Below are 16,813 nucleotides of genomic sequence, written 5' to 3' on the forward strand. Positions count from 1 at the left end.
CTGGCTTACCTGCTTAAGAGCGAGGTCAGGGTATTTGCGATCGCTTCCAACAGACCTGCACTCAGATGCTTGCTCTTGTCTATCTGCTCATGGCTCACCAGCGCCCGGTAATTGCGCTCTTCATCTGGCTCAAAAATAACGGGCACTCCATCTACATCAATTTCAATCTTGTGAACGTAACCCAAAATGCGTAGCCTGCCCTCATATTCGAGCTCCCTGCCCAAATAAGAAACAGGAATCATAAACGACTCATCCATAATAACATAAATTTTACTTCCAAAAATCGACCGAAAATAGGGTATAAAAAGATGATTTCTCTAATTTCACCGCATGAATCTAAGACCCCTCATTTTTTTTTCCTTTATTTTTGTTTTTCCTTTCTTCTCCAGCGCACAGGTTAAGGAGACCTCCGCATGGGGAGCCTGGTTCAACAGCACCCGGATCTCTGAAAGAGTGGGTGTGCATTTTGACGGACAGGTGAGGTCTTCCAATGATGTTGAATCCGTAAAAAACGTGCTTATACGACCTGGGGTTACCTGGTTTATTGATGATTCTAAAAACGCCACCGCGGGTTATGCTTTGATCAAAACTTTTAATAATGCAGACGGTGCTGCCAGCAATAACCTGACTGAGCATCGCATCTGGGAGCAATTTATTTACACCCACAAGATCAGCTCTCTAAACCTGACACACCGCTTCCGCCTGGAGCAACGTTTCATTGACCAGGGAAATCAGGATGTCTTCTCACAACGTTTACGTTATTTCGTAAGGGCGCTTGTCCCTTTGCGCAAAGCTGCCGATACTCCTTTTTCCAAAGGCGCCTTCTTTGCACTCCAAAATGAGGTTTTCCTGACTATTCAGAATAAGGACGAGCTTAACGGATCCATGTTTGATCAAAACAGGGCCTATGCTGCTGTGGGTTACAGGTTTAGCCCGGCGGTTGATCTTGAAGCAGGCTATCTGAACCAGGCCATCAAGGGCTCGGGCAGAAATGTGTTAAATAATGTTATTCAACTGGCGGTATATACCAGATTCTAAGTTTTTTCTCGATTTTATCGTAAGTTTGCATCCTTACAAGAAGGCGCTCCTAACTAAATAATGATCCGAAATAACGTTAAAGAGGAAAGGCTCTCATTGTCCGGACAATGGACTTTGGCCTGGCAAATTCCTCTGTTCAGGCAGCGCCTGTTGGTAGCCGTTGGCATCTTGCTTTGTCTTACTCCTGTTTTTCCTCTGTTCTATCAGTATATCGAGAAAAGGGAAGGTGTGGTTTACGAAGACTTTTTACTGCAACTGATTCCTGCTGTCGACGTTTCTATCCCAATCTTTATGATCACCTGGGGGATGGCCCTTTTTACTCTTTCACGGGTGATCAAAGTGCCGCATATCTTCCTCGGCCTGCTTTATGGCATTATCGTGCTCAACGTCTCCCGCTTTATCTCCATCTCCCTGGTTCCACTGAATCCTCCCGCAGGTATTATCGATATCTGGGATCCGATAACTGATATGTTCTATGGTGATACCTACGTAACCAAGGATCTGTTTTATTCCGGACATACCGCTACTCAGTTCTTGTTTTTTCTGTTCCTGAAGAAGCGGACCGACAAGACGCTGGCACTGCTGTCGACCTTGTTGATGGGGATGCTGGTGATGATCCAGCATGTACATTATACCGTAGATGTCGTCTTCGCACCACTCTTTACCTACCTTTGTTACCTACTGGCTAGCAGGTTGGCCCGGGTGGATTCATTTACCGACAAAACTCCACCATTTACCGAGTAGTTTCTCTTATATACCTATTGTCTCTTTCCTGAGGGCGTTTCAGAAGATAGTTTTGACTAAAGTTTAGAACCAAAACTCATGAAATCTCTTAAATGCCTCTTGTTTATGTTGCTGCTGATTGTCGCAGGAACGCTGCGCGCGCAGGACATCGTATCTGGAAGCGAAATCGACGGAGTCGTAAAGGATGCAAACCAGAAACCCGTGGATTATGCTACCGTTTCTCTTATCCGGGTAGCTGACTCCGCCGCAGTCAAATCAGTCATGACCGATGGCAAAGGCCGCTATAGCTTTAAGAATATTCCTGCTTCAGCCTATCGCGTGGCGGTCCATCAGGTGGGACAAAGCAAGCATCTCAGCGAAGTGGTCACATTGAATACATCCAATCCCGTATTGCACATGAAGCCTGCCACACTATCTCCCGATAGTAAGCAACTAAAGGAAGTCAATATCGCTGTGCAGAAACCCGCTATCGAACGCCGGGGAGATAAGCTTATCGTCAATGTGGAAAATAGCAGCGTATCTGCCGGCTCAACGGCTCTGGAGGTCTTGCAGAGAGCCCCCGGAGTCAGCCTGGATAAGGATGACAACGTAGCCCTGAAAGGCAAGCAGGGTGTCCTGATCATGATAGATGGCAAGCCTACTTACCTCAGCAACACGGATCTGGCCGCGATGCTTCGCAATATGCAGAGTAATGAAATTGAATCAATAGAAATCATCAATAACCCCTCAGCCCGCTATGAAGCAGAAGGCAAATCGGGTATCATCAATATCAAACTGAAGAAGAACAAAAATTACGGTACAAACGGAACCTTCACCCTCGGTGCCGGATACTCAAGCAAGCGTAAATCAAACACCGGAATTACCCTCAATAATCGCAACGAAAAATTGAACATTTTCGGAAACTACAATTATAACAACAGCCAGGGCGAACAGCATATGCAGATCGACAGGGTCAATGCGGGTCAAACCACAAGTGCCATCTTCAATCAGACCGGAAATGCAGACCGCGCCTGGTACAACAATAATTTCAAGGTTGGTGCCGACGTTTTCCTGAATAAGAATAATACGATCGGCGTACTCGCCACCGGATACATCAACCAGTGGCGTGAGATGTATAGCAATGGTACACTTATCCGTTCCATGCAGGGAGTTTTAGATTCTTCTTTATTGTCTCAAAACGATTCCAGGTCCAACTATAACAACCTGAGCTATAACCTCAACTATAAGTCTGTACTCGACACCGCAGGGCGGGAACTTACCGTGGACCTCGATTATGCGAATAACGACAGCAAAAGCCGGATGCTTTACGATAATGTATATGCTTATGCGTCAGGTACACAGAAGGTTAATGAGCTGCTGGAGAATAAAACGCCATCAGGGATTAATATCTATGCGGTGAAGACCGACTATACCCATCCGTTTTCCAAATCATTCAAAATGGAAACAGGATTTAAGCTCAGCTGGGTAAAGACAGACAATGACTTTCAGGCAAGGCGAATGGGAAGTCAGCAATGGGAAGATGATCCCCGCAGAAGCAACCACTTTATCTATGATGAAAGTGTAAAGGCAGGCTACGTCAACTTCAGGAAGGAGTTTAAAAAGGTCAATGTACAGGTGGGACTGCGTGCGGAGCAAACTGGATCCAAAGGCAATCTGGTTACAACAGGTCAGGTGGTTGAGCGAGATTATCTCGACTTCTTCCCCAGCGCAGCAGTCAACTATACCGTCAATGAAAACAACTCCATGGGGATCACTTACAGCCGCCGTATTACACGCCCTGCATATGACGACCTGAATCCCTTCGAGTATTTTCTTGATCGTTACACCTATAACCAGGGTAACCCCTTCCTGAATCCGGAGTACACCAATACCTTCGAGCTGAGTTATACGCTACTGAAAAAGTACAACGCTTCGGTAAGCTATACAAAGACCACAGACGTGATGACCCAGGTATTATTGCCCGCTCCTGAGAAAAGTGCACTGTACCAGACGAATGCCAACCTGGCTGAGCAACTCTCATATTCTTTCAATCTGAGCGCTCCTTTTACGTATACCAAATGGTGGAACAGTAATACCAACCTTACAGTATTCAATAACCACTTCAAATCGCCAAACCTGAATGGTCAGGTGCTGGACAACAGCCAGACTGCTTTTCAGGTGTTCCACAGTGAAAACGTAACGTTGAACAGCTCTACTTCTTTTGAACTTAGCGGAAACTATCAGTCTAAGCTGATTTACGGGACCTTCCTGGTTCAACCACAGTATGCGATTGATTTTGGATTCAGCAAATCGTTCATGGCTAAGAAAGTGAACCTGAAGCTGGCAGTGAATGATGTATTCAAGACCCGACGCGGTAAGATCAGCAGTGCCTATCCTGGACTTGACTATAGTGTTAATCAGCGATTTGACAGCAGAACTGCACGACTTACCCTTTCGTATAAATTCGGAAACAACAACCTGAAGGAAAGCCGCAAAAGGTCAACCGGTCTTGATTCAGAAGCAGGCCGCATCAAGAACTAAGGCCACACCGTACATACCGATCGAAGATCAGATCAGCTTAACGCCTGATCCGGTCTTCGATCATCCCTTTGAAGCCCTTTGATAGTGGCTTTCCAGAATGTTGCAGTGCCTTCGGTTTCAGGCCGCGCGACTGGTTCCTGGATGCAATGGCTCCCGAACTGCTGGTAAAGGATCCCCGCACCAAATACGAATATGCCGTTGCCAGAGATTCCTCTCCCAGGTCGCCAAAGGCATACCGCGGATCATCAAACGCTGCGGCATCCGGTTTAATTCCAAAATAATAGCCACCTTCCCCTTTCGAGTTCTTCGACTCGAACATACTCATATAGACATCGTATTTGTCGATCCGTAAAGGGAAGAACCCCACTGGCTTACCGTAGCTGGTTTCGCCAACGGTCTTTACGTTCATGTGAGGCTTCAGATTATTGATCACCAGCTCACTCGCAGAGGCGGTGCCATCCGTGGTGATGAAGACCACATTTGTCAGGTTGCGTAGATCGCCTTTCTTCGAAAACTTAGATGTATTGCCTGCAATGGTATAGTCGGCATCGGCATACGTTAACATCCTCCCACCGGAATACTGAATCTGATCCTGATCATTCAACAGAGGAAGATTCTTCAGAATAGGGGCTTTCTTGTTTTGCATAAGGGTGTTAAACCGCTCGGTAAACATGACCTGTCCGTCAACAGTGGCAGGAGCAATCAGGTTGGTCAGATGCTCGGCCGTTGAAACATAGCCGCCCCCATTGTAACGCAGATCGACTATCAGATCAGTCACACCGGCTGCCGCAAACTCGCTGAACGAGTCGTTCAGTCGGGCCACAGCATTGCTGCCTGTCGAGAATTCAGAAAATACAAGATACCCGATCTTTTTAGTTCCCGCAGTGTAAACGGTATCCAGATGTACCGGCGAACTTTTATAAGAACTCCTCGTTAGTGTCACGTTGAATGGTGTGCCACCTCGCTTCGTGCCTGTGAGCGCAGCCGTACTCACCGTGCTGGAAAAGAAGACATCATCTAAGAATGATTTCTCTGCAGTAAAGTTAGCACCAAGGGCACGACCGTTTACCGATTGTATGACATCACCGCGCACAATACCCGCTTTAGCGGCAGGGGAGTTCGGACTCACATCCAGAACATAGATCCTATACGCGTCGGCGCTAGTCGCCACTCCGTAGAAGCCAACGTCCATACCCAGATCATATCCATTCCCCTCCAGATCTACCGAACTCAGCCGGGAAGCAATGGATGCTACCGGATTGGCGTTCTCTGTATTGGTGATATAGCTGTATTTTATCCCGTTCGGATTATCTGTATCGAATTCGTAAGACTGGCCTGTAGCAGGGTCTTTCGCATAGCGGGTAATGGCAAAAAGCTCCTGCCTGAATCCACCTTCTTCGTCGGCAGTGGCGTACTTTCTTGGGTTGAACGTGTTGTAGTCGGGCAAAGACTCGTTCCAGAGGTAGACCTCCTTCGCATAGAGAAAAATAGAATCTGCAGTCAGTTCTGTGCGGCTCGCTTTCTCAGGCTCAGGGGTCGGGGCCGGTTCTTCCTTATCTTTCTTGCAGGAAACTGAAAAACCCAAAAGGGTCAGCAAGAGCAGGGCAGGTCCAACCTGCCTGAATTTATGTGATGTCATCTGTGATGTTTTCCTCGTGGATGTTGAATGTTCTACTATTAATGAGATAAGCTGAAATTTATTGTGTAAGGTGCAAAATATACTGAAAACCAGCTTTTTGTCTGCCTGCTGATCCCAGTGTCAAGCTTTGCAGTCACCTCTTAAAACCGTAACATTTGTAAAACTATAAGGTTTCGGCTAAATAACGCTTTCTGTCCCGGATAAAAGGTAGTAATTTTCCACCTTTTTACGGCGTCTTTGCCGTTTGCACTAAACGAATTGTAATATGAAAGGAAGATCGACGCAAGTAGAGAGGATGCTGTTAGTGATGATCCTCTTCCTGCTGGCTACTCCACTCTTCGCAGGTGATCCTGCACAACTATGGGTTTCAACAAAGGGCAGCGATACAGCGGAAGGAACTGAAAAGCATCCGCTGCTTACTCTCGATATGGCTCTACGTAAGGCCAGAGAAATGCGCCGTCTGGCCGAACCGGCTGCAAAAGACGGTATTCACATCATCATAGAGGGAGGTACTTACCGCTTGAACGAACCTATCCGTATTCGCCCTGAAGATTCGGGTACAGCCGGAAGTCCCACCATCATCCGTTCGGCAGGTACTGGTCAGCCCGTTCTGAGCGGCGGAAAGGTCATTCGCGGATGGATCAGGAAAGGCAATCTTTGGGAAGCCGATGCACCGACGATGGGGACCGATGTAATCGACTTCCGCCAGCTTTGGGTTAACAACAGAAAGGCCACCCGGGCGCGCGACTATAACGATCATAAAATGGGCAGGATCCTGTCATGGGACCATGTATCCCGTACCTGTATGATCCCATTCCCTAAAAAATGGAAAGCTGAGCAGCTGGTGGGTGCCGAAATGGTCATCCTGCAATGGTGGGCCATAGCAAACCTCCGCATCAAAGAGGTAAAGGTGATGGGCGACAGTGCGCGACTGAGCTTCTACGACCCGGAGAGCCGGGTACAGTCTGAACACCCCTGGCCGGCACCCTGGATATCTAAAGAAACAGGTAATTCGGCCTTCTATCTGACCAACTCCAGACAGTTTCTTGATCAGCCGGGAGAATGGTACCTCGACAAGCGGGCAGGTAAAGTTTACTATTGGCCGCTGCCTTCAGAGCAAATGACCTCAGCTACGGTGGTGGCACCTTATCTTGAAACCCTGCTGAAGATGGAAGGTACAATTGACAGGCCTGTGTCGCATGTCTACTTCAAAGGAATCTCTTTTCAGCACGCAAGCTGGCTCAGACCCTCCCAATACGGCCATGTGCCTCACCAGGCCGGGATGTATATGCTGGATGCCTATAAGCTGCAGGTTCCGGGTACAGCTGATAAGAAGGGCCTCGAAAACCAGGCGTGGGTAGGCAGACCCGCCGCCGCGGTGGAAGTTCTCTATGCCCATCATACCGGATTTGAAGCCTGCCGCTTTGAGCATCATGCTTCAACAGGGCTCGATTATAAGAAGGGTACTCACCACAACCTGATCATCGGTAACCTCTTCAAGGATATTGGCGGCACCGGTATTCAGGTCGGAACGTTCTCTGAAGAGAGCGTTGAAGCGCACTTACCCTATGACCCGGCCGACGAGAGGGAGATCAGCACCAATGAAACGATTGCCAATAACCTCATTACCGATGTGACCAATGAAGACTGGGGCTGTGTGGGAATTGGCGCGGGACATGTCAGGGGCATCAATATTGTGAACAATGAAATTTCTAATGTTTCCTACTCGGGCATTAGCATGGGCTGGGGCTGGACCCGTACCATCAACGCGATGCGCAATAATACCATTCGCGCCAATAAGATCCATCATTACGGCATGCACCTTTATGATGTATCGGCCATCTATACCCTGTCCGCACAACCTGGTTCTGTCATCGCTGAAAATGTGATCGACAGCATTTACCAGGCACCCTATGCACACGATCCCCATCATTGGTTCTACCTCTATACAGATGAAGGGTCTTCGTACTTCAGCATCCGGGACAATTGGACTCCGGCGGAAAAGTTTCTTCAGAACGCTAATGGCCCTGGTAATACCTGGGAGAATAACGGTCCGCTCGTTGCCGACAGCATCCGGGCCCGTGCAGGCATTCAGCCACCGTACCAGTACCTGCTGAAAGATCGCAGTCCCGCAGCCCCCCACCGCAAAATCAATCAATATGTACCCGAAGATGATAAGCCTTCACTCATCGAAATTGCCTCAGCAAACGCCGATGCTCCGGATGCTCAGCTTCTTAAACGTATTGCCGGGGAGTTCAAGCTTCCTGCCGGCTCGCTCTATCAGTGGAATAACCGTGCCGTTATCTACGCCAGGCTTAAAGATCCTCGAAGCCTCCGCGCAAATCTGGCAGCCAACTTCCCAAAGGCCACGGTGAAGTTGTACACCGATAGATTCTATTCGTTCGACAGACAAACACACTGCGCGGAAAATCAGTTGAAAGAACAGGATCAGGTCATACTGACGGCCAAATTAGTTAGAAACCCCGGCCTGCAAAAAGAGTATTTTAGCCACTACGCCACACAGTTCGAAAAGTGGCCCGAAGTGGCGAGGGGATTATGCCAGGCCGGCTTTCAAAGTGTCGTCATGTTCCGGGAGGAAGATCAGCTGATGCTTATTATCAGTCTTCCGAAGGGCAGGACATCGGATCAGCTCAATGCCAAGACCCTGGAGAACAACCCCAAGGTGCAGCAATGGAACAAGATGATAAGGAAGTACGAGGAGGGGCAGCCTGGAGCAAAAACCGGTCAGACCTGGTCTCTTTTTAAACACCTCAACTAGCACGACCGGATCAGCATTTCGGGGTCATTTTATGGTCTGCAAAGAGGCACCTTCAAGAGCTTAGTCAAACAAAAAAAAATTTGTCTGAGCGGCAGTAATCCTTTTGTACTCCGTTCGTCGCCCGTGTTTCGCCTGGTGGTATCGTATCACCAGCGGGTGAGTATCGGGTCAGTAGCGGATATTCAAACCTTTTTTCTCCGGCTTCAAGTTTAGGTTCTTCATTGCTGGCATAGAGCCGTGAAAAGCGCAAATTCCGGAAAAATGCGACATATTTCGGAAGAATTTGACGTTTTGTGGCGAAAAATCGTATCTCATCGTGGCGATGACGACCTTTAGTTCACCGGGTTAGAAACACCCGGCTACGAATTATTCATTAAATAAAAGGTAATAATGGCTACATTAAAAAACGGCGTAAATGGCGGATTTTCAGGTACAGTAGGGAGTGTGATTGGCAGCAGTTGGAAAGGTATTGATTATATGAAAGGTAAACATCGTCTGAAAAAGTATCGGAAGCCTCCGACTGGAAAACAGCAGTTTACCAGGGATAAGTTCAAAGAAATTGGCGAGTTTTTTGTTTCTTTTAAAGATGTTTTGCGTGTCGGACTGGGGCAGCGTAATCTGAAAAGGATGACACCGTATAATCTTGCGTTCAAGCTGAACAAGAATGCTTTTGAGCGAACAGGCGATACGATCAGAATTGATTTCTCCCGTATTGTACTAAGCAAAGGCGCTGCCGTAAGCAAACCGGGCATGTGCTCGGTAGAATGGCGGGAGGGGCCGGAGCTGGATGTTCGCTGGGAAATCTTTGGCCATTGTTTGACAGAAAGGCCCACAGATCGAATCGTTCTGACCGCCTACTGCGAAGAGGAGCCGGAAGCGATTTCCGATATTGGTCACCGGACTCGTGCTCACTGTGAAATGAGGGTCGCCATCCCGCAGAATTGGGTGGATCGTACCGTTCATGTTTATCTGTTCATGGTGTCTGAAAAGAGGCCTGTGTTCTGAAACTGTTTATGTCGGACCCTTAAAAATCAATTGATATGGCAAGAGTGATAAATGGCCTTATTTCAGGTCGGGTAGGAGAACATGTATACTGGACAAGGGACGGGAAACAATTCATCAGAAAGGCTCCGGAAGTGGTGCTCCGGCAATCGGAATCGCTGGATGCCTCAAGGGGGGCTTTTGGACTGACGGCAACTTTTCTCACTCAATTCAGATCACTGTTGATGCGGACCTGGACAAGTAGCAGAGCTTCCGGAAATGCCAGGTACCAGGCTGCATTTAGCTACGTGAGGAAGAATGTAGTCCGGGTGGACGAGCAGCGAGCACATATTCAATATGACCGCTTATTGATCAGCCGGGGAACGCTTAGTCCTGCTCCATCGGTTGAGCTGGAAATAACAGGCGATACAGCCATAGTCCGGTGGACGATGTCAGCGATATACACGGTCGATTGTTCGCCGGATGACAGGCTGAATCTGCTCCTGATCAATGAGGATAAAGCACATCATATGTTATTTGAGAGCCTGGCCCTCCGGGATGGCCTGCATGTTCAGGTCAGCTTACCAGAAGCATTCCGGCAGGATAGGATACATGGATATGTGTTTTTCTCCGATTTAAAAGGACGGAACGTTTCAGACAGTGTCTATCTGCTCCCGAAACCTCAGTAACGGACTTAGAAGTCTTCGGTGAGTACCGTCACACAGTTCTTATTGAGCTCGTCTATCCTGGAGTCGAGTGAATTAAAGGTGGATTGATCATCAAGGGCAAGGTAGGCATTCTTGATAGATGCCAGAACCTGATCATTGGGATCACAGGCCATCGCCTTCTCCAGATGAGGGATCGCTTTTCTGAGCGCTGCTTTATATTCGGTCTGGTAGCGTTGGCGTGTAGAAGGTGAAGGCTTTTCGGCCTTCGCTTTCGCGCTTATTATTCTCGCATGATCCAGATAGAGATGCCCGAGAGCCAGGTGGGGTACATAGTAGTTGGGTTCCAGCTTCAGTGATCGTTCGTAAAAGGAGATCGCCTGTTGTGCATTTTTTCTGTCTTCATAGAGCCTAGCTAGCTTGAAGTAGAATATAGCCTGCTGCTTTTTGGTCAGCGACGTGGATGAGGGGACAAGTTTCTCAGCAATTGTCATGGCTTTTTCTGCATCACCTTCGGAAAGGTGAAGACTGAAATCATAGTATTGATCTTCAGGAGTTTGACAAATAGCTGTTTTGCAGAGAAATGTAAATATTATAATGATGATATGTTTCATGGAGTACTAGCTGTAATGTATTCAAATATGCTATATAATAAATATAGCTGCAAAAATGTGCCCAAACGTTTACCTCAGGGAAACAATATTGTTCTGAGATGGTTTAATATTTAACTAAGCAAGCGTATTTCTGTAGTACTGTTATGGAAAAAAATAATTCATCGTCGGAGGTCAGAGATTTGATTGATGCCATTCTGAATGTAAGAATGGGGATGAAGCAGTTTATCCAGCGCAAAGTTAAGGAACACGGGATTGGCCTTACGTATGAAATGCTGCAGGTGTTAACTGTATTATGGCGCAAGGGTGAAATGAATCAGCAGGATATCGCTGATAATATTCAAAAGAACAAAGCGAGCCTGACATCCCTTCTGGATAATCTGACGAAGCGCGGGCTTGTCAGGAGATCGGAGGACCCGACAGACAGGCGTAATAAGATCATATCTGTTACCCCACTCGGGTTAGAAACCCAGAAGTTGTTTCAGCCAATCTTCGATGAATTTCAGACTGTACTAAGTAAAGATCTTTCCAGAACGCAGTTGAAACAGGCTGCTGATTTACTAAAACACGTTTACGAGAACCTGGTTTAGGATACTGAACGATCAAGGCACATTCCCGACTATACCTTACATGATACAAGTTCAAAGCGAAGTATTTTCTGTACGCTGAAACTTTCTGTAACTTTATGAAATTTTATGTCTCATTCCCAAATTCTCATTATCGGAGCGGGTGCAGCGGGGCTGCTTGCTGCCCGTGGGCTCTCATCCGCTGAGAGAAAGGTTGTTATATTGGAAGGGAGCGCCCGGACGGGCGGTCGGATTCTGGATGCCGACAATCAAGGCTGGCCTGTGCCGGTCTCTCTTGGTGCGGAGTTTATCCATGGTGAGCTTCAGCTGACCTTTGATTTGTTGAAGGAAGCAGGAATCACCTATACGCCGATGGAACAACGGGGTGTACGTCTGCGAGAGGGGAAGGAGATCTTGGAAGAGCGTACAGGTCACTGGTCTGAATTTATGGACCGGCTTAATACTCTGGAAGCTGACCGGACACTCAGTGACTTTCTATCGTCCTTTTTCAGCGACAGCCGTTACAGTACTTTACGAGAGGAGGTGTTACGCTTCGTACAAGGTTATGATGCTGCTGATCCGGACACGGTTAGTGTATTCTCGCTACGGGATGAATGGTCTGATGATGGTAAGCAATACCGGGTAGATGGAGGGTACGGACAGCTGATCAGTTTTCTTGAATCCCGTTGCCGGGAAGCGGGCTGTACTATTCAGCTGCATAAGGTGGTGACGCAAGTTCGCTGGAAGAAAGGCTTTGTGGAGGTTTTTACCTCTAACGGAGAGTCATTCACGGCTGAGCAGCTCATTGTGACCGTACCGCCGGGAGTACTGCAAATCCCTCCGGGAAATGCGGGATCTGTCGTGTTTGAACCCCGAATGCCGGAGCAGGAACGGGCCATACAGGCTATTGGCTTTGGAGCGGTTATCAAGATGATCCTTCGCTTCAAAACGGCTTTTTGGGTAGACATGCTGAGCCCGGATACATCATTTCTGTTTTCAGATGAGGCCGTACCTACATGGTGGCTGCATGCCCCGTATACTACGCCTATCTTATACGGATGGATTGCGGGTCCTGCAGCAGCGAAATTTGACCAATGTACCGACAAAAACGTGATAGATGAAGCCATTGCTGCGCTCGCGCTGACCTTCGGGGTAAACGAAGATTTTTTGATCGACCAAATAGAAGATTCTTATATTTTCAACTGGAATACAAACCCGTTCTCCAAAGGTGGATATGCCTTTGCTACACTGGAAGGGGCGCAGGCTTTGGAGGTATTAAATGCCGGGGTTGAGGATACAATCTTTTTTGCGGGAGAGGCGATGTACAGCGGACCACATGGAGGTACCGTTGAAGCCGCTTTAATTTCGGGCAGGGATGTGGCTCAGCAAATCCTGAATAACTGATCATTGTGATCCATACGATATTGCATGAGTTATATACGCCTGGTTTTTTATCCTTTGTCTCTTTTGTATAGCGGTATCCTGCAGCTGAGGAACTTTCTGTATTCGGCAGGTGTATTTCACTCGAAGAAGTACAGGATACCGGTGGTCTGCATCGGGAACCTAGCTCTTGGTGGAGCCGGTAAAAGTCCTATGGCTGAATACCTGATCCGCTTGTTGGGTGCTGAGCGTCGGCTTGCTGTTTTAAGCAGAGGATATGGACGGAAAACCAAAGGTTACAGGCTGGTGGAGACTGATGATGCCGCCGGAGATACGGGCGATGAGCCCTTACAGTTTAAGAAAAAGTATCCGGGACTGACGGTTGCCGTTTGCGAGAAGCGCGTAACCGGCATCGATATCCTGAAAGAAGCACATGACGTGGTAATCCTGGACGATGCTTACCAACACCGGGCAGTAGATGCCGGGTTCAAGCTGCTGCTGTTTGATTATACCCGACTGCACGAGCCGCAGCTGGTTTTGCCGGCAGGTAACCTGCGAGAGCCTTTCTCGGGACGGGCGCGGGCAGATGCCATCGTGATTACCAAGACGGATAAGGGGATAACCGGGGCGGAGCGGGAGTGGGCGCTGAAAAGGGTGAAGCCGCATGGTGGACAACAGGTGTTTTTTTCTTATCTGAAATATGGGAGCCTGAAGCCTTTGTTTGGCGGGGAGTCTCTGGGACTGACCGATGTGATGCCGGGGAGCCGGGTTTACCTGCTTACCGGCATAGCAAACCCAGCGCCACTTTATAATAAGATCAGCACGCTGGGATTCCCTGTGAAGCACTATGATTACCCTGATCATCATCCGTTCAGCCGGAAAAATATTAGTAAACTTGCCGAGGATTTTAGAGGGGACAAGACAGCTCACAAAATAGTCATCACTACCGAAAAAGACGTTCAGCGCCTTATGGCTGAAGAGCTTCGTGAAACCCTGAATGATCTGCCTGTTTTCTATCTGCCCGTAGAGGCAGAATTTCATGATTCAGATAAATTAAAGTTCGATCTTTTATTAAGAGATTATGTTAGCAAGCATTTATAATACAACGGAGTATATCAAGAAACGTATTGGCGATTTCGAGCCGGAAATCGGTATTATCCTGGGAACAGGCTTAGGAGGTTTGGTTAGCGAAATTGAGGTTTTGCATCGGCTCATGTATTCGAATATTCCCGACTTCCCCATTTCGACGGTTGAATTTCATTCTGGCCGCCTGATATTCGGCATGCTGAACGGGAAGAAAGTTGTGGCGATGCAGGGCAGGTTACACTACTATGAAGGCTACGATATGAAGCAGATCACCTTCCCGGTGCGAGTTATGAAGATGTTGGGTATCCAGCGTTTGTTCGTTTCGAATGCGAGTGGCTCATTGAAGGAAAACATCAAGAAGGGCGATATCATGATCATCGAGGATCATATCAACCTTTTGCCGGATAATCCCCTTCGTGGAAGGAACTGGGATGATCTGGGTCCGCGCTTTCCGGATATGAACCAGCCTTATGATCTGAATATGATTGCAAAAGGGATGGAAATTGCATCGGCGAATAACATCAGCTGCCACAAAGGCGTTTACGTGTCGGTACCAGGTCCTAATCTGGAAACAAAAGCGGAGTATAATTACTTACGTTTGATAGGGGGAGACGCGGTAGGAATGAGTACCGTGCCTGAGGTTATCGTGGCGAAACATATGGGGCTGCCGGTATTTGCTGTGTCGGTGATCACGGACGAGGGCTTTTCAGATGCTTTGGAGCCTATTTCCCTGGATGAGATTGTCCGTGTGGCTCAGGAGGCAGAGCCTAAAATGACCTTGATATTGAAAGAGTTACTTGGCTCTTTTTAACATTAGATGTTGATGAGATATTTTTTAGTTGTTCTGCTCGCTTTCTTCTTATTGGGTCCGGTTTCGCTGATGGCACAGATTCGGGAAGCTCCTGCGTCACAGTCTGCCGGCGCTGAGCTGGATTCATTGCGCAAGCTGGAAGAAGAGGGAAGAGATACCGTCATCTTCAATTCGACTTATATCCGCTACACGAATCTGGGCTTGCTGAAAGACAGCACGAAGACGGAGCCGCTGGATACTACTCTTCATCGCTTTCAGAACTATAATCCGCTGATCACACCGGAGAATCCGAGTGCGAACCTTGGGAACCTGGGTTTGGCCTATCGTGATCTTCTTTTCAATCCTTCAAAGACGATCGGTTTCGATGCGGGCTTTCATTCGATGGATCGCTTTAAGCTGACGCAGGATTCGATCAAGTATTACCGGGCGCGTACGCCCTATACATCCCTTTACTATGTGAACGGGAGCAGGACCGAACAAGTGTTCCGGGTAACGCACTCGCAGAATGTGAAGCCTAACTGGAATGTGGGCGGTAACTACTTTCGCGTAGGCGCCAGGGGAATATACCGGAATCAGAATTCAGACCACCTGAATGCAGCGGTCTTTAGCTGGTATGAGTCGCCTACTAAGCGCTATAACCTGCTGGTAAACGGCTTATTTAATACGCTGAAGAATGAGGAGAACGGATCGGTGCAGAATAAGGATATTTTCAACTCTACGAATACTCTGGGTGCACAGGAAGAATCTGTTAATTTGAATCAAACCAGCGACCCGACCCGTAACACGTACAGGCAGAAGTCTTTCTTTCTGAAGCAATTCTACTATCTTGGGCGTATTGATACCGCCGGAGCGGATGCTAGCTCAAGCATATTACCTACGCAGCGGGTTTCTCACTCATTGTCGTACTCCAATGAGGCATATCGATTCTATAAAAATGAAGAAGATCTGGGGAATGTATTTCCGGATGTGCCGGGTGTAGGGAATTTGGTGATCGACTCGACACGCATCAGGAATTTGCGGAATGAGTTCATGTACAGCTTCTATCTAAGAGGGCGTTCAGTCAGTTTCCTGAAGAATGAGGTAAAGCTTGACCTCGGAATGCGTCATGATCTTTACTGGTACGACCAGATGGATTACAGTACTTCCTTTCAGAACATCACCCTCAAGGCAAATGCGGGTTACCGTTTTAGCGACAGGATCAATTTAAACGTCGACCTGCAGCAGATTGCGCAGGGGCGTAATGCGGGCGACTATCTCTATGATGCGAAGGCACAGATTATGCTGAGCCGCTCGGTGGGTCGCATTGTACTGGGAGCCTATACCCAAAATAAATCGCCAGAGCTGATCTATGAGAACCTGAACTATACCTATAATAACTGGTCGAGAAGCTTCGATAATACCAAGATCAACAATCTGTCTTTTGCCTATGTAAATCCTAAGTTCAATATGCTGGCGAAGGCGGAGTACTTTCTGATGGACAATTACCTGTACCTGAGAGAGACGCCTTTTGTGAGTGAAATTGAGCCGGCACAGGAGGGGAGCAGTATTAATATGCTGAAGCTTACGTTAAGCAAGCGGTTCAGGATAGGAAAGTTCAACATGGAGAACTTTGTGGTTTATCAGAAGACGGACTATCAGGACTTACTGCGGACTCCGGAATTCTACACGTACAACAGCGTTTATTTTTCAAACAGCTATTTCAAAAAAGCGCTGTTTGCGGATCTTGGATTTGATGTGCGCCTGAATACACCGTATACGGCGTCATCTTATGCGGTAAACATCAGCCAGTTTTATAATGGATATCCGGTAAAGTTCTCATCTTACCCGGTTGTGGATCTCTGGGCGCGTTTTGCCCTGCGGCGGGCTAACCTGTTTGTGCGTTATGATTATGCCAACCAGGGCTTATTCTCGAAAGGATACTTTACCGTGAACCGCTATCCGATGCCGAGTGCTTTGTTCAAGTTCGGTGTGAGCTGGAGCTTCTACGATTAAG

14 protein-coding genes are annotated in these 16,813 nt (G+C 47.8%); 11 read left to right on the forward strand and 3 right to left on the reverse strand.

Annotated features, from left to right (window positions below; genetic code table 11):
* Positions 1-5: 5 nt before the first annotated feature.
* On the reverse strand, positions 6-257 hold the full coding sequence (locus ACO1NU_RS11860; protein ID WP_448818701.1) for a hypothetical protein: 252 nt from the start codon (positions 255-257) through the stop codon (positions 6-8).
* Between the two features lie 73 nt (positions 258-330).
* On the opposite strand from ACO1NU_RS11860, the gene ACO1NU_RS11865 reads away from it, so the two are divergent.
* The 3 genes from ACO1NU_RS11865 (at position 331) to ACO1NU_RS11875 (ending at position 4,302) form a co-directional block, all read left to right on the forward strand.
* Complete coding sequence (locus tag ACO1NU_RS11865; RefSeq protein WP_448818702.1) at positions 331-1,038, forward strand: DUF2490 domain-containing protein; 708 nt, start codon at positions 331-333, stop codon at positions 1,036-1,038.
* Positions 1,039-1,098: 60 nt separating this feature from the next.
* Positions 1,099-1,782: a phosphatase PAP2-related protein gene (locus ACO1NU_RS11870; protein ID WP_448818703.1), complete on the forward strand. Its 684-nt coding sequence runs from the start codon at positions 1,099-1,101 to the stop codon at positions 1,780-1,782.
* Between the two features lie 78 nt (positions 1,783-1,860).
* Complete coding sequence (locus tag ACO1NU_RS11875; RefSeq protein ID WP_448818704.1) at positions 1,861-4,302, forward strand: TonB-dependent receptor domain-containing protein; 2,442 nt, start codon at positions 1,861-1,863, stop codon at positions 4,300-4,302.
* 37 nt (positions 4,303-4,339) lie between these two features.
* Here the strand turns inward: ACO1NU_RS11875 and ACO1NU_RS11880 are convergent, their stop codons facing one another.
* Positions 4,340-5,941 (reverse strand): S41 family peptidase, encoded by a 1,602-nt coding sequence (locus ACO1NU_RS11880; RefSeq protein WP_448818705.1) that lies wholly within the window; start codon positions 5,939-5,941, stop codon positions 4,340-4,342.
* A 265-nt stretch (positions 5,942-6,206) separates the two neighbouring features.
* On the opposite strand from ACO1NU_RS11880, the gene ACO1NU_RS11885 reads away from it, so the two are divergent.
* The 3 genes from ACO1NU_RS11885 (at position 6,207) to ACO1NU_RS11895 (ending at position 10,390) form a co-directional block, all read left to right on the forward strand.
* Complete coding sequence (locus tag ACO1NU_RS11885; RefSeq protein WP_448818706.1) at positions 6,207-8,720, forward strand: L-rhamnose mutarotase; 2,514 nt, start codon at positions 6,207-6,209, stop codon at positions 8,718-8,720.
* A 390-nt stretch (positions 8,721-9,110) separates the two neighbouring features.
* Positions 9,111-9,725 carry a DUF6266 family protein gene (locus tag ACO1NU_RS11890; protein WP_448818707.1) on the forward strand — a complete coding sequence of 205 codons (615 nt, stop codon included), beginning with the start codon at positions 9,111-9,113 and terminating at the stop codon, positions 9,723-9,725.
* A 35-nt stretch (positions 9,726-9,760) separates the two neighbouring features.
* Positions 9,761-10,390, forward strand: coding sequence for a DUF6266 family protein (locus tag ACO1NU_RS11895; protein WP_448818708.1), 630 nt, complete (start codon positions 9,761-9,763; stop codon positions 10,388-10,390).
* A 5-nt stretch (positions 10,391-10,395) separates the two neighbouring features.
* On the opposite strand, the gene ACO1NU_RS11900 is transcribed toward ACO1NU_RS11895, so the two are convergent.
* Positions 10,396-10,980, reverse strand: a complete 585-nt coding sequence (locus ACO1NU_RS11900; RefSeq protein ID WP_448818709.1) for a tetratricopeptide repeat protein — start codon at positions 10,978-10,980, stop codon at positions 10,396-10,398.
* Between the two features lie 143 nt (positions 10,981-11,123).
* Between ACO1NU_RS11900 and ACO1NU_RS11905 the strand changes: the two genes are divergently transcribed.
* The 5 genes from ACO1NU_RS11905 (at position 11,124) to ACO1NU_RS11925 (ending at position 16,812) form a co-directional block, all read left to right on the forward strand.
* On the forward strand, positions 11,124-11,567 hold the full coding sequence (locus ACO1NU_RS11905) for a MarR family winged helix-turn-helix transcriptional regulator (RefSeq protein ID WP_448818710.1): 444 nt from the start codon (positions 11,124-11,126) through the stop codon (positions 11,565-11,567).
* Between the two features lie 105 nt (positions 11,568-11,672).
* On the forward strand, positions 11,673-12,947 hold the full coding sequence (locus tag ACO1NU_RS11910) for a flavin monoamine oxidase family protein (protein WP_448818711.1): 1,275 nt from the start codon (positions 11,673-11,675) through the stop codon (positions 12,945-12,947).
* Positions 12,948-12,971: 24 nt separating this feature from the next.
* Complete coding sequence (lpxK, locus tag ACO1NU_RS11915; protein WP_448818712.1) at positions 12,972-14,024, forward strand: tetraacyldisaccharide 4'-kinase; 1,053 nt, start codon at positions 12,972-12,974, stop codon at positions 14,022-14,024.
* Positions 14,005-14,820, forward strand: coding sequence for a purine-nucleoside phosphorylase (locus ACO1NU_RS11920; RefSeq protein ID WP_448818713.1), 816 nt, complete (start codon positions 14,005-14,007; stop codon positions 14,818-14,820). The genes lpxK and ACO1NU_RS11920 overlap by 20 nt, the downstream gene beginning before the upstream one ends.
* A gap of 12 nt (positions 14,821-14,832) precedes the next feature.
* Positions 14,833-16,812: a putative porin gene (locus ACO1NU_RS11925; protein WP_448818714.1), complete on the forward strand. Its 1,980-nt coding sequence runs from the start codon at positions 14,833-14,835 to the stop codon at positions 16,810-16,812.
* Position 16,813 lies beyond the last annotated feature (1 nt).

This window comes from Arcticibacter sp. (assembly GCF_053551015.1).

Excerpts from the sequence above, each read along its gene's own strand:
- ACO1NU_RS11900 (WP_448818709.1), bottom strand. The coding sequence starts at position 10,980 with ATGAAACATATCATCATTATAATATTTACATTTCTCTGCAAAACAGCT.
- ACO1NU_RS11890 (WP_448818707.1), top strand. The coding sequence starts at position 9,111 with ATGGCTACATTAAAAAACGGCGTAAATGGCGGATTTTCAGGTACAGTA.
- ACO1NU_RS11875 (WP_448818704.1), top strand. The coding sequence starts at position 1,861 with ATGAAATCTCTTAAATGCCTCTTGTTTATGTTGCTGCTGATTGTCGCA.
- ACO1NU_RS11885 (WP_448818706.1), top strand. The coding sequence starts at position 6,207 with ATGAAAGGAAGATCGACGCAAGTAGAGAGGATGCTGTTAGTGATGATC.
- ACO1NU_RS11920 (WP_448818713.1), top strand. The coding sequence starts at position 14,005 with ATGTTAGCAAGCATTTATAATACAACGGAGTATATCAAGAAACGTATT.
- ACO1NU_RS11870 (WP_448818703.1), top strand. The coding sequence starts at position 1,099 with ATGATCCGAAATAACGTTAAAGAGGAAAGGCTCTCATTGTCCGGACAA.
- ACO1NU_RS11860 (WP_448818701.1), bottom strand. The coding sequence starts at position 257 with ATGGATGAGTCGTTTATGATTCCTGTTTCTTATTTGGGCAGGGAGCTC.
- ACO1NU_RS11895 (WP_448818708.1), top strand. The coding sequence starts at position 9,761 with ATGGCAAGAGTGATAAATGGCCTTATTTCAGGTCGGGTAGGAGAACAT.
- lpxK (WP_448818712.1), top strand. The coding sequence starts at position 12,972 with ATGAGTTATATACGCCTGGTTTTTTATCCTTTGTCTCTTTTGTATAGC.
- ACO1NU_RS11905 (WP_448818710.1), top strand. The coding sequence starts at position 11,124 with ATGGAAAAAAATAATTCATCGTCGGAGGTCAGAGATTTGATTGATGCC.
- ACO1NU_RS11880 (WP_448818705.1), bottom strand. The coding sequence starts at position 5,941 with ATGACATCACATAAATTCAGGCAGGTTGGACCTGCCCTGCTCTTGCTG.
- ACO1NU_RS11925 (WP_448818714.1), top strand. The coding sequence starts at position 14,833 with ATGAGATATTTTTTAGTTGTTCTGCTCGCTTTCTTCTTATTGGGTCCG.
- ACO1NU_RS11865 (WP_448818702.1), top strand. The coding sequence starts at position 331 with ATGAATCTAAGACCCCTCATTTTTTTTTCCTTTATTTTTGTTTTTCCT.
- ACO1NU_RS11910 (WP_448818711.1), top strand. The coding sequence starts at position 11,673 with ATGTCTCATTCCCAAATTCTCATTATCGGAGCGGGTGCAGCGGGGCTG.